The sequence below is a fragment of the Lewinella cohaerens DSM 23179 genome (genome assembly GCF_000379805.1).
GTDB lineage: Bacteria > Bacteroidota > Bacteroidia > Chitinophagales > Saprospiraceae > Lewinella > Lewinella cohaerens.
This window is the reverse complement of the sequence record NZ_KB903536.1, coordinates 36,296-49,280: the sequence shown is the minus strand read 5'-3', so window position 1 is coordinate 49,280 and position 12,985 is coordinate 36,296. Positions and strand designations below refer to the sequence as shown.

7 protein-coding genes are annotated in these 12,985 nt (G+C 48.7%); 5 read left to right on the top strand and 2 right to left on the bottom strand.

The features are described from left to right. Positions 1-234: 234 nt before the first annotated feature. The 5 genes from A3EU_RS0106880 (at position 235) to A3EU_RS0106860 (ending at position 6,419) form a co-directional block, all read left to right on the top strand. Positions 235-2,451: a carbohydrate binding family 9 domain-containing protein gene (locus A3EU_RS0106880; protein WP_020535400.1), complete on the top strand. Its 2,217-nt coding sequence runs from the start codon at positions 235-237 to the stop codon at positions 2,449-2,451. A 64-nt stretch (positions 2,452-2,515) separates the two neighbouring features. Beyond that, entirely contained in the window at positions 2,516-3,061 is a 546-nt protein-coding gene (locus A3EU_RS0106875) for a c-type cytochrome (RefSeq protein WP_044085545.1), read from the top strand. A gap of 39 nt (positions 3,062-3,100) precedes the next feature. Then, positions 3,101-4,702 (top strand): T9SS type A sorting domain-containing protein, encoded by a 1,602-nt coding sequence (locus A3EU_RS0106870; protein WP_020535398.1) that lies wholly within the window; start codon positions 3,101-3,103, stop codon positions 4,700-4,702. 18 nt (positions 4,703-4,720) lie between these two features. After that, entirely contained in the window at positions 4,721-6,196 is a 1,476-nt protein-coding gene (locus A3EU_RS0106865) for a glyceraldehyde-3-phosphate dehydrogenase (protein WP_020535397.1), read from the top strand. 40 nt (positions 6,197-6,236) lie between these two features. Next, positions 6,237-6,419 carry a hypothetical protein gene (locus A3EU_RS0106860; RefSeq protein ID WP_020535396.1) on the top strand — a complete coding sequence of 61 codons (183 nt, stop codon included), beginning with the start codon at positions 6,237-6,239 and terminating at the stop codon, positions 6,417-6,419. A 464-nt stretch (positions 6,420-6,883) separates the two neighbouring features. Here the strand turns inward: A3EU_RS0106860 and A3EU_RS0106850 are convergent, their stop codons facing one another. Together A3EU_RS0106850 and A3EU_RS0106845 are read right to left on the bottom strand one after the other, a co-directional pair. Next, positions 6,884-7,162, bottom strand: a complete 279-nt coding sequence (locus A3EU_RS0106850; protein ID WP_020535394.1) for a hypothetical protein — start codon at positions 7,160-7,162, stop codon at positions 6,884-6,886. Positions 7,163-7,266: 104 nt separating this feature from the next. After that, the gene (locus tag A3EU_RS0106845) at positions 7,267-12,930 is read right to left on the bottom strand and encodes a carboxypeptidase-like regulatory domain-containing protein (RefSeq protein ID WP_020535393.1); all 5,664 of its coding nucleotides are present in this window, start codon (positions 12,928-12,930) and stop codon (positions 7,267-7,269) included. Positions 12,931-12,985: the final 55 nt, after the last annotated feature.

The following is a 12,985-nucleotide window of genomic DNA, read 5'->3' as shown; positions in this document are numbered from 1 at the left end:
GCTCCTTAAAATCGGGTTTCAAACCCGATTTTAAGGAGCGGAAAGAGCGAACAGCCTGGCCACCGCCGATAGGCTGGTGGTGATGCAATATTATAGAAATGAGACTGATTAAGCTATAAATTCCGACCTTTGCGCTTCGGAACTCCTAAGGAGGTTTTTGTGTTGTGGCTCTCGGGCCAACTTTACATGAACTTTGGAAGGGGGCCTAACCGAAGAAACGCAAATTACACCTCCATGAATCGTCATTTTTTGGCCTTGCTAGGCTGTCTGTTTGGATTTTTTGCGCAAGCACAAAGCGAACGCCCGAATCAATCTTCTCACCAGCTCAGCATTCAACGATCAAGCGACGAGATTCATCTGGATGGGGATTTGTCGGAAGCTTCCTGGCAGCAGGCAGCGGTAGCAGATGGTTTCTGGGAGAAAGACCCGCGCGATGATGTAAAGGCCAGTGTGAAAACGGAAGCTCGATTGACTTACGATGAGCAGTTTCTGTACGTAGGATTTGTTTGTTACGATACCAGTCAAAACCATATTATTCAGACTTTAAAGCGGGACGCCGGTTATTGGGATAGTGACGCTATAGCCATTACGCTAGACCCGATAAACGAGGCTACGAATGCTTTTATGTTTGGGGTAAACCCGCTGGGCGTGCAGATGGAAGCACTGCTGGGCGGAGGAAGTGGCGATGGCAACTGGAACAATAACTGGGACAATATCTGGTTTGTGGAGACCCAGCAATATGAAGATCGCTGGACGGTAGAGATGGCTATTCCCTTTAAGACCTTGCGCTACGAAGCAGGTAAGACCGAGTGGGGAATAAATTTTTTAAGAAACGACCCCAAGCGTAACCAGTTTCATGTGTGGGCACCGATTCCACGCCAATTTTGGGGAATTGACCAGGGCTACTCTGGTAAGCTGCTATGGGATGCTGCGCCACCTGTGGCGAAAGGTAATGTAGCCATAATACCTTACCTGTCGGGCGCTTATCAGGAAGATAAGGAAGCGGAGGACCCTGGAAATTTGGAGGATTTTGTAGGACAGGCAGGCGTAGATGCCAAGATAGCACTGAGCCCCTCGCTCAATCTAGACCTTACGGTGAACCCCGATTTTAGTCAGGTAGATGTAGATGTGCAGCAGACTAACCTGACCCGGTTTAGCTTGTTTTTTCCGGAGCGCCGGAATTTCTTTTTAGAGAACAGCGATCTGTTTGCCAGTTTTGGCATTCCTCCGGCGCGGCCCTTTTTTAGTCGACGTATTGGTTTGGATGAAGATGGTCAAGCGGTGCCCATCACCTTTGGTGCGCGCCTGACGGGCAACGTGACCGACGATTTGCGGATAGGAGTGCTGGGAGTACAAACAAAGGCTAACGACATACAGGCCGGCCAAAATTATGTAACGGCAGCGTTCTCTCATCGGGTATTGGAGCGCTCTACCATTAGGGGGATGTTTACCAACCGGCAAGCTTTTGTGGATGGTGAGTTTAGTACCACTGATTACAACCGCAATGCTGACTTGGAATTTAATTATCAAAGTGCTGATGGCAGTTGGGAAGCCTGGACGGGGTATCACCGGGCTTTTCGGGAAGGGGTGAAAGAGGAGCACACCTTTTATAACATGGGGGGCTTGTATACGGGGGCAAATTTCAACCTTTTGGTCGACTACGTATCTGTAGGGGAGAACTATTTTGCCGACGTGGGTTTTGTGAATCGCCTGGAGAATTATGATGCCTTTAGAGATACAACGATCCGAAGAGGATACAAGATTCTTTATACTCCTCTAAGATTCACCTTGTTGCCAGAGGCAGATTGGTTGCAGAACCTGAACTTGCAGTTGGAAAACGCTTTCTTTTTGAATGATGATTACAGCTTGAATGAACGAACGACGAGTTTCATTGCAGAGTTAGAATTTCCCAATTCTTCTCGTTTTGTAGTAGGTGGAACAAGCTTTACTACGGATTTACTGTACCCTTTTGATTTTACAGAGGACGATCCGTTACCGGCTGGGCGTTACCATTATTTCGATTATGGCATAAATTATTCTTCTGACCAACGAAAGCGATTGGGGTACAGTATCCGGGCAGAGGCCGGTGGATTTTACAATGGCGAGCGTATTTTGTTGGGGGCGAGAGCACAATACAGGATACAACCGTGGGGCAATTTTACATTCTCAGCAGAATACAACCGATTAAAGTTTCCTGAAAATTACGGAGAACGGGAGTTGTGGTTGATTGGCCCACGAGCAGAGGTGAATTTTTCTAAAAACCTCTTTTGGAGCACTTTCGTACAATACAATACCCAGGACGATAATTTCAATATTAACAGCCGCCTGCAATGGCAGTTTCGGCCTTTGTCGTGGCTGTTTTTGGTATATACCGACAACTACGCTGTGGAGGTATGGGGCCCTAAGAACCGGGCATTGGTGCTGAAGTTGAATTATTGGCTGGTACTGTGATTTAGAACACAAACTACTAATAGGAAAGGGCTGATCTTTGGCGTTGAATCAACACCCATTGATAATGCAAAAAATAATTGCTCAATTAATGACCTCGCAGCGGGCTATTTGGGGTAAGGTTGGCAATACTACAAGCTTACTTGCAATAGCTCTTTTCCTTATGGGCATAACTTTTTCCTGCCAATCGGAACCTGCCAACAAGGAAGAAGTACTTACGGCTGAAACATTGGCCGACCTGGAGCAAATTACCCCATTATCGGAAGAAGAAGGTGCGCGCCTATTGAAGCAGCATTGTTATTCCTGCCACAATCCCGAGTCGACTTCCCATGATGATATGCTGGCCCCACCCTTGGCGGGCATTAAAAACAAGTACCAGCAATTGTATCCCGATCGCAATGTTTTTATGCAGCGATTGGCCACGTTTACGGTAACTCCCACCAAGGAAAATGCGGTAATGCGTGGCCCCGTACGCCGGTTTGGGTTGATGCCTCCGGTCCCCTTGCCATTAGCGGAGGTGCAGCAGTTGGCAGCGTTTATCTATGACAATGACTTACCCGTACCAGCTTGGTTTCCGGAGCACTTCGAAGAGCAACACGGAGAAGCTTGGTAGGCAGAAACCCTTTTATTGAAATTTAAGACTAACCAAATCATGCGTATTCTATTCACCTTTGCCTTGGCCATCGCGCTAAGCAGTATACTTGTCGGGCAATCCTTTAATTACGCGGTAGCATTAGAGCCCATTACGATAGACAACCTTGGCGGTATTCAATCCTATGCATACGGCCAGCACGATGGGCAATGGCTGATTGTTGGTGGCCGCTTGGATGGCTTGCACCGCCGGCAGCCTTTTGCCTCTTTTGACCTTGCCGGACACAATGACCAACTGATTGTTGTAGATCCCGTGCAGCAGCAGCGCTGGGTTGCCAGTTTGGAGACGCTGCCTGCTGTTGTTCAAGAGCAATTACGGTCTACCAATATGGAGTTTTACCAGGAGGGAGACTACCTCTACGTGCTGGGAGGTTATGGCTATAGCAACCTGGAGAATGATCATACTACCTTTGGCCAAATTACGGCGATTGATGTACCAGGTATCATAGCAGCCATCAAGACCAATACCGATTTGAATCCTCATGTCCGCCAAGAGGCGGTAGCAGATTTTGCGGTAACTGGTGGGCAGTTGAATAAAATTGAGGATACTTATTACCTGGTAGGTGGGCAAAAGTTTATTGGCCGCTATAATCCTCATGGCCCGGATCACGGTCCTGGCTTCTTTCAGGAATACACCAACCAGATTCGCCGTTTCCAACTGTCAGACGATGGAGAAGACCTGACGATTACAATGCTTGAGCCTTTAACCGATACGGTTAATTTGCACCGCCGTGATTATAACTTGGCTGCGCAGGTAATGCCAGATGGTTCGCAAGGGCTAACCCTTTTTTCCGGCGTATTTCAGTATGTGCAGGATTTACCTTTTCTCAGTAGTGTCAATATTACTTCCGACGGGTATCAGCTTCAGGAGAATTTTGAACAGTACTTCAATCACTATCATTGTGCTCACGTTTCCTTGTACGCAGCTTCGACCAATGAGATGCACACGGTTTTTTTTGGCGGTATGGCCCAATATTACCAAGAGGGCGATAACCTGATGCAAGACGATAATGTGCCTTTTGTGAATACCATTGCACGCGTAAGCCGAACAGCCGACGGCACCATGACGGAGTACAAGCTAGCGGAAGAGATGCCAGCGTTGTTAGGTTCCGGTGCTGAGTTTATTGCTTTGCCAGATTTGCCGATGTACGAAAATGGTGTTTTGCAGATGGACCAACTCACTGCCGATACCGTAGAACTTGGTTACATCTTTGGCGGTATCAGTAGTAGTGCTCCTAATATTTTTTGGATCAACGATGGTACCCAAAGTGTGGCTAACAATGTGATCTACCGCCTGAAGCTCATTAAGAAGATCAATACTTCTACAGCGAAAATAACGGATGGAGACCTCAATTTGAAGGTTTTCCCAAATCCTACGACAGGAACGTTCACTATTCAGCTAAACGTCAGGAAATCCACAGCAGTAAGCGTATCTTTGCGCGATATTGAGGGGAAAGTTGTCATAACGGACACCATTCAGGATGTTCAGCCCGGCACTTTTACCTGGAAAAACCAAATTACACCACCACTGACAGCAGGCGTTTATTTCCTAACCATTGTAACTGATGACCAAAGCGCCAGCCGTAAAGTTGTGGTAGAGTAACCTTAAAATGACCACCACATGTTAGTTGAAAAAGCTCCGCAGGCAGTACGTGTTGATGCTGCATTGGAAGCATGGCGTCAGGAAGAAAAACAAGCGCTGGAACTCTTACAGATCGTTGGCGATCTACGCTTTGATCGTGCCATCGAGTTGGTATTGTTCCGTGAGGATATCTACGATGCCCGGCCAAGTGCCCTGCTCAATGATCACCGTTTTGCGGAAAATTACTCAGCAGAGGCGCTTCATATTACTGGTACGCTAGCACTGGCCAAAGCTATCCGCGACCTGGAAGACCTGCCAGCTGCCCGCATTGATTTAGGCAAATTGGGGCTGGAATGGCAAGCCGAAGCGGGTAACTATAACGACCTGGCGGATTTTGTCGGCGATAAGATGAGTCACCTACGAGGCGCCGCTCCCCTGAACGAGGATGGCCGCGACATTGTACTGTACGGTTTTGGTCGTATCGGCCGCTTGGTTGCCCGCCGAATCATCATGTCCACCGGCCGGGGCGAACAGCTGCGACTAAAGGCGATTGTGATTCGCCCAAAATTAGCAGATCGCTTTGAAGAAGCAACAAAACGCGCTTCCCTACTGGAATCTGATTCTATACACGGCGAGTTTCACGGCTTGGTGGAAGTAAGCCCCGACGGTAGTGAGTTGATCGTAAACGGCAACCACATCCAACTGATCTACGCCGGATCACCCGCTGAAGTCGATTATACCAAATACGGCATCCAAGATGCGCTCGTTATCGACAACACGGGTGTTTGGAGAGATGATAAGGAACTGAGCAGCCATCTTCGGCCTGGGGTCGCACAAGTCTTGCTCACCGCTCCCGCCAAAGGCGATGTGCCCAATATCGTTTACGGCGTCAATGAACCGGAGGATTTCTCAAAAAGACAAATCTTCAGTGCGGCTTCCTGTACGACCAATGCCATCGCGCCAGTACTTGATGTATTGGAAAGGCAATTGGGCATCGAGCAAGGCCACATCGAGACGATCCACTCCTACACCAACGATCAAAACCTGCTGGACAACTTTCATAAGAAGCCTCGCCGGGGTAGGGGAGCACCCGTAAACATGGTGTTGACCTCTACCGGTGCTGCTACCGCGGTAGCCAAGGTATTGCCAAAGCTGGCGGGCAAGCTCACCGGCAACGCCATTCGCGTACCCACGCCCAATGTATCACTCGCCGTATTGAACCTGCAACTAAAACAGGAAACGACGGTGGAAGCAGTCAACAACTTCCTCAAGGAAGCTGCGCTGGAAGGAGCTTTGGTAGAACAAATACAGTATTCTTCCTCCACCGAGTATGTGTCCAGCAATGCCGTGGGGACCACCTGCTGCTCGGTAGTAGATGCCCCATCCACCATTGTTTCTGCCGATGGCCGCAATATTGTGCTCTACGTTTGGTACGATAACGAGTACGGCTATACCTGTCAGGTCGTTCGCCTGGCCAAGCACCTGGCGCGGGTGCGTCGGTACCGTTATTATTAACGGAAGGTAATTCTTCTATTGCTTAAGATGTTTTGGGGCCATGCCGGTAGTGGCGTTGCTATGCCAACGCCACTACGGCACTGGGCTTTCGGTTGCTATCGCTGCCCTCTATCCCTTGGCCTTGCGCCCTCCGGGCCCCGAGCTCCGGCCTGCTGGCCTGCGCACTGGGTTAGACTTGGGCTCCATCCTCCGGCTCCTTCCTCGCGAGGAAGGAGTGACGTAAAAGGGGCGAAAAAAAAACACGCTTCGGCCTAAAGGCCTGCACATTAACATCCAATTCAAAAGCTAGGGCCTGCTCATGTTAGTTTCCAAACTAACATGTAATATCCCGCTGGTCCCCTGACCAGCAATCAATATTAGCCCATTTTACGCTGGTCAGAAGACCAAGAGGTCGGGAAGCCTGTATAGTTTAGATGTGTCCCAACGGTAGGTCTAAAAGGCCTGCAAACCAATATCCAACTCAAAAGCTCCCTCCTCAAAATTGAAGAGGTGCCCTAGTGCTCGAGGCCCTAGCCGCGAATGGCATCCCACCTCCGTCCTTCGGACACCTCCGCCCGAGCAGAGGACATGGATTTTGCTTTGATTAGAAAAAATAATACGCCCCCGACACCAAGGAGCAAACTTCTCCCCAACATCCAAGTCAAAAGCTCCCTCCATTCAGGCAAGATTGATTGGTTCTAAATGCGGTCAACTCGGACTATCTTCTTTCTTCTCCTTAAAACGCCTTTTGTAATCTTCTGGAGATATTGGTGAATGCTTGCTAGACCATCGCAAATTATATAACATCATTTCCCTTGGTCCCATAATTCTTGCACCTTTCACATATATTTTGTCTCCTACGATTACTCGATAGCCATTTATTATTAATTTAAAATCCATTCCAGATATAACCTCTTCATTATTGATTTGAACCAAAAATGTCTTCATGTCAAAACGTTTTAATACTGTACCTTCTTTAATTTCCATTTACATACATTGTTTTAATCGAGATTGCATTTATAATAGATTTTTCGAAAAATGCTGTTTGTATTGTCTCAGCGTAGGCCGATCCGCGGCCAAACCCACCACAATCACTCAATCCCCACGCGCTTCATCCCTTCCCGCCCATAAAAAACAGGGAAGTACATCTGCTCCGCTTTCGCCGGATTCAACTGAAATTGGCCAGTAAACCTAGGCTCTAGCTCTATGTAATAGCTATACTCGCCGGGTTCGAGGTGCTCACAGAAAATGGCGACTTTATTGCGTAGGTATTCGCGGTAGGTTTCCGTATAGCCACGGCTGCGTTGCTTGCTGCCATAAGAGCAACCTGCCGGAATGGGCACTTCCAAAAGGAGGTAGTCGGTCGCGTTTTCGACGGTTAACTCCACTTTTAGGAAGGCGGGCCGGCTTTGCGCTAGTTGGTCCGTTGCTTTATTTCCCTGCCAAAGGCTACTGGTCACCACAAAAGGCCCTTCCACCCGTTCGGGTTGTGGGTTCCAACGCTGCTGGTAGGCGGTGAGGAAGGTTTGCCCTATCCCCGTTTTTTGGATGCGAATAGCTTGGCCAGCATCAATGGTCACTTGCTTAGGAAAGGTATCCCAAACGATGTTTTCTTGCCCTTGGATGACGACTTGCTGTTTGAAATTGAGGGCGCTGTCCTGCTGGTGATTTTCAAGTAAGTCCGGAATGATCGTCCTTAGGATGAGGGCAGCCTCAAAGGTGTTGCGGTAACCTGCTCGCCAGTGATAGCCCGGGCTGCGATGCCGTTGTTCAAGAAAGAACTGCCGAATGGGAGCCAGTGCTTCGGTTTCGCCCGCTGCACGATACGTGCGGTAGGCCAGCAAATTGTATTGATGGTAATTTTGATAAAAACCGTAGCCTTCTTGCCCCCAGTAATGTCCACCAAAGAGGGTCTCCTGGCGGTATTTGGCCAAAGTGTCCAACTGAAATGGGAGTCCTTGTTGGGCCTTGATCAAGGTGGTAGTCAGCGTTGTCCAATTGAGGTAGGGCAGCGTATCATAAGGTGTCAACAGCGCCTCATAATCCATGTTTTGCCCTATTTCGGAAAACAAAGCAATGGCTTCCAAACGGGAAGTGCCCCGCAGGCTACTCAACTGATTGGTCAAGAAAATCAAGCCTTTTTCGAGGGCCTCCGTTTCATAGCCAGCCTCCTTGGCGGCGTGCAGGGCACGTACCACGTAGATGGTCATCCACTGATTCTGAGGACTGCCGCCCCACCAACCCCAGGAGCCATCTGGCCGCTGGCGTTGCCGCAAGAGTGCGACCATTTTCTGAATAGCTTCCTCTTCGGTGAAGGGTTGGCCAATAGCTTCCTGGATTTCTTTATACATCAGCAAAGCCAGCAAACGACTGGCGCTTTGCTCATTACAACCGTAAGGGTAATGGATGAGTGCTTCAATCTCCTCCAGCATCACATGCAGCATATCCGGTTGGGCGTAGATGGTGACCGGCCCGTCTTCCGGAGGGAAACTTAGCTCAATGGTGGTGTCCCCCTGTAAGCGGTGGAAAGCGCCAATGGTTTCTTCTGTCCCCACTTTAAAAATAGGGATGGAACGTTCTTCGCCATCCTGGTAGTTGCCAGTTTGGAGGGTATATTTGGCCGTAAGGCTATCTCTACCTTCTTGCGCGGTATAGCTAACCTCGTCGGTAATACCGTCGACAAGTTGGTGTTCTTCTTTTAGTAGTGATACGCCTTCGACCTCTAGTTGGGTACTGATTTGGAAGGTGTCGTTGGTGTAATTAACACTACTGCCTACGAGTTCTATCTGATCGCCGGGGAGTAAAAAACGCGGCAGGTACAGCTGTGCCAGCACGGGCTTGAAAGCTGCCGTTTCACCATACCAAGCTCCAGCCCGTTTGCGGTCGTCCATGCCCAGAACGAAGGTTTTCCATTGGGTGATATCATCCGGGAAAGTGACTTGAAAGTAGGCCTCGCCTTTGTTGTCTGTGATGAGGTCCGTTACCCAGAAGCCGTAGTCGCGAAACTCGGTGCGCAGGCCGCTGCCGCTGAGTAGAAGTTCCGCACCGGGTACGGTGGCACTTACACGGACACCATCTACATAGTAACTAGTAGCAGCATCACGGCTGCCACGAACGTTGATTTGATCACTATCGGCAACACTTATCCCTGCCGTTGTTGCGGCCAAGGCATTGATGTTGCGGGTGGGCAAACGTTGGATTTGGTCCGACGTAAGGGTTGCTCCTTGGGTGGTATTGTCTTGCTCAACCAAGGGTACACGGTAGCTCGTTACGACAACTTCGTCCAGGGCCATGCCTGAATCACTAAGAGTAAGTTGTTCTCCAATATCACCAGCTTTAACTTGCTGAGTACTGTAACCTAAATATGAAAACTGGAGAATAGCATTGGCATCAGGTACCCATATGGCATATCTTCCATTAATATCGGTCATAGTACCGATATTTGTACCAGCCAGCAAAACGTTGGCAAACATGAGCGGTTCACCGTTATCATCCGTTAAAGTACCTTGAGCCAGGTAGCCCACGTCTTGATATCTATTATTGGCCGGCGGGGTGCTCCCCTGGCTTTGATAAGTCAAAAAACTAGGCTTCACTAATTCATAAGTGTACAGTTCTTTGAAAAGATCGAAGCTGGTGTCTTGCTCGAAAGCAATGCCGCGAAAATCCAGTACTTGCAATTGGTGCGGATAAATCCAACATTTTCGTTGTGCGGTATTCCCCGTTGGGGTAATCAGCGTAAGCTCGTAATAACCTTGTGGCAATCGAGCGAAATAACGGTCAGTAGGCCGGTAAATGCTGTATTCGCCATTGACGTTTTGCAGACTTACGGCTACAAGGGTAGAATCATTTTCCTGCCCATAAAGGATTTGCAAGTGGCCGCCATCCAAAGAGGAGTTCCAACCTTTTCGGAAAATAATCTTTTTGCGTTTTGGCGAAACCTCCACGATATCCGACGGTCGTAGGGCAATCTGATCTACCGGAGGGTGGGGGAGTGCCGCTGGTAAGTCGTACTGATTTTTGGTAAGGAGGAAGGGGGTGCTGTAAAGTCGTTCTCGATTAGCTCTGATTTCGTAAATGTAGCCAGGTTCGTAAAAGAAACGGTTTTTCAGACCATCACGTTGCAGATAGGTGAGGTGCTGATTAGCAGGCACTGGGCCAATCACTTTAGCGTTGGCATTGGAGTAAGGATTGTTCCACTGATAGATTTGGGTACTATCTGAGTAGAGATAACTAATAGATTGCCTCTCCTCTTTCCTGATGCGGATCATTTTCAGATTGAGCAAATCTTTTTCTCCTGGACTGAGGTATTTCTTGGTCGTTGTTCGCTTAATGCGGGAACCATAAACAGGATGAACGCCAAAGTTTTTGGCGTCAAGCGCTAAACTTAGCTTATGCCCTGCTTTTACGAATACACTGTCGATCCGGTATTCGGCATCGAGGGTGCGAATACGGATTTGGTTGTAGCCAGGACGGGCATTGAAGGCATAAGGACGATCGTCTTGACTATAGTGACTGTAGACTAATTCGCGGTTGAGATAAATCAAATAGATCGGCTGCAACTTGTGGTTTTCCACCAAATAGGGGCTGATCTGCGGGTTTTGGAGGTAAAAGGAATCGGCGAGGATAGTATCCTGCTGCTCGAAAATCCCTCGCTCCGGATAACGGATTTTGTAATAGAGCATGGTGTCAAGTGCAAAGCGCTGGTACCAATGCGGACTAATGGAAGTTATATGTTGGTTGCTAACTGCGTGTAAACTAAACTGATGCCGTTGCTTGTAGCCTTTGCGAACCTTGTAGGTCACCTGCGGCGGCGAGAGGTTTTGCAATGAGTTGAACTGGGCATTGACAGCGCCGGCGACCATCTCCACACCTTTGGCGGGTCGGTCTTTCTGGTCGGTGGCCTGAATTTTTACCTGCACGGTCTGGCCAGGAATAATTTTATCTGGAAGGTCGGCGCTAAACTGTAGCTGGCGGGCAAAAGATTGGAATGTTTGTGATTTTGTTCGTGGAGCCCCAGCCCAAGTGTACTGAATATCTATTTGATATTTTTTCTTGGCCTGCGCGGATATCTCAAGAAGGCTGTCTTGCCGTAGGCTGCCTTCCGCAATATGTTTGGACCCTTCGTAAAGCTGGTAAGTGATGTTGAGGCCATGTGGGTTGGCGACATGAAGCAGTAAGGAGTCACCTGTATGTTGTCCCAGTATTTCTACACCACTCGCTTCTTGACTTGGATTAACGGAATAACGAAGATTTTTGCTGGTCTCCAGCAGGTAGTTGGTTATAAAAGGATCAAGTTTTTCCTGATGGGGCAGGGTAATGGTTTGGGTCGTTGAAAAAGGCGGTATGCTGTGTTGGGTTTTCAAGGTAGCGGTTTGGCTAATGCTACTGTCGGCTTCCTCATAGGTGAATTTCCACTGTCCTCTTTGAAGGGAATGAGCCAGCTTTCCTGATTGATAATGGTAAAAGAAGCTAGTGTTTTTTTGCGCTGCTTCTCCACCAGCTGTAGAAAAGAAGGCTTCTATTTTTATCCCCATATTTGCAGGGTAAAGCAAGCTGTCGGGGAACCTGATTTTGGTATCCTCTCGCAGGCTGAGGTCTTGCTGGAAAGTCCATAGCGTATCAGGAATCATCAGTGAATCCGGTTCAATATCCGTGACGTGCTGCCGCAATGCCACCAGCTCCACTGCTGCGCCGGGAAGTGGATTGCCGTTTTTGTCTTGCCCGCTGGCGGTAATCAGGATGGGTTCGTCAGGACGGTATTGTTTTTGCGAAAGGTCTAATTCAAAAGTGGCTGCATCCAGCTGATAGTCTTCCAAATGGAAAGAGGCCGATTTTCGGCCATATTTGTTTTTGCCCAGTACGGAAAAGTAGAGGCTATAGGTCTGGTCGAGTTTCAGGGAATCAGCCAGCACAATTTCGGTGGTAAAAGCGCCAGCGCGATCAGGTTGGAGTTCTCTGTTGATCACTTGTTGGTACCTGTACCCGTTCATAGTCAGTTGAATCGGTTTTCTGAAGGGGCGGCCATTGCGTTTGGTCAGGTAGGTTTTTAGTCGCAGCGTGTCGCCTGGCCGGTAGCGTGGCTGACTGAGGGCGATATAACCTTTGAGGGTACGATCTTTTTTAGGGAATGGCCAGATGCGTCGCCAGTTGAGGTGCCAGTTGCCGCGACCAATCCCTCGCTTAAAGTAGCGATAGGTGTTTTTTGCAAAACGGTAAGGCGTGCTGATGAAATAGCCAATTGGCGTGCGTAAAAAGCGCCGCCGCTGGGGTTTAATCTTGTTGTAAGCAACTTGGTAGAAAAGCGTATCTCCCGGCATCTCGATACGTAGCCAGCCATTTTCGCGTGGCCGTTTAGTACGGTAGCTTTGTATGGATGCTTGCCATGGGATGAGTTCTTCGTCAAAAAGTAAGCGGCCATCAGGGGCTACCATGCCATGGGTGTTGCGTACCCCTATACGAAGATAATTGCCATCGGCAATTTGTTGCACCCCGTATTGATGGACACTGTGTTGCTGGATATTCAGTCCTTCATTGGCAGCCTTGACGAGCAAGTAATGGCCGGTAGCCAGTACAGGAATGCTGTTTTCAAAAGAGTCAACCATTTGATAGAGAAACGGATCGCTGTATAAATCTTCCCCTTGGTATTGATAAAGCGTTTGTGCCTCATCGGCAGTAATTTGAAAAACGTAAGTATACTCCGATTGCTGGGCAGCTAGGAGTAGTGGGAGTGCGAGAAGGAGGGAGATAGCTTTCATTGTTTAAAAGTAGGGCTTATTCCTTCTAAAACGTAAGACCAATGATTGAGCGCTG

Excerpts from the sequence above, each read along its gene's own strand:
- A3EU_RS0106870 (WP_020535398.1), top strand. The coding sequence starts at position 3,101 with ATGCGTATTCTATTCACCTTTGCCTTGGCCATCGCGCTAAGCAGTATA.
- A3EU_RS0106880 (WP_020535400.1), top strand. The coding sequence starts at position 235 with ATGAATCGTCATTTTTTGGCCTTGCTAGGCTGTCTGTTTGGATTTTTT.
- A3EU_RS0106860 (WP_020535396.1), top strand. The coding sequence starts at position 6,237 with ATGCCGGTAGTGGCGTTGCTATGCCAACGCCACTACGGCACTGGGCTT.
- A3EU_RS0106875 (WP_044085545.1), top strand. The coding sequence starts at position 2,516 with ATGCAAAAAATAATTGCTCAATTAATGACCTCGCAGCGGGCTATTTGG.
- A3EU_RS0106850 (WP_020535394.1), bottom strand. The coding sequence starts at position 7,162 with ATGGAAATTAAAGAAGGTACAGTATTAAAACGTTTTGACATGAAGACA.
- A3EU_RS0106865 (WP_020535397.1), top strand. The coding sequence starts at position 4,721 with ATGTTAGTTGAAAAAGCTCCGCAGGCAGTACGTGTTGATGCTGCATTG.
- A3EU_RS0106845 (WP_020535393.1), bottom strand. The coding sequence starts at position 12,930 with ATGAAAGCTATCTCCCTCCTTCTCGCACTCCCACTACTCCTAGCTGCC.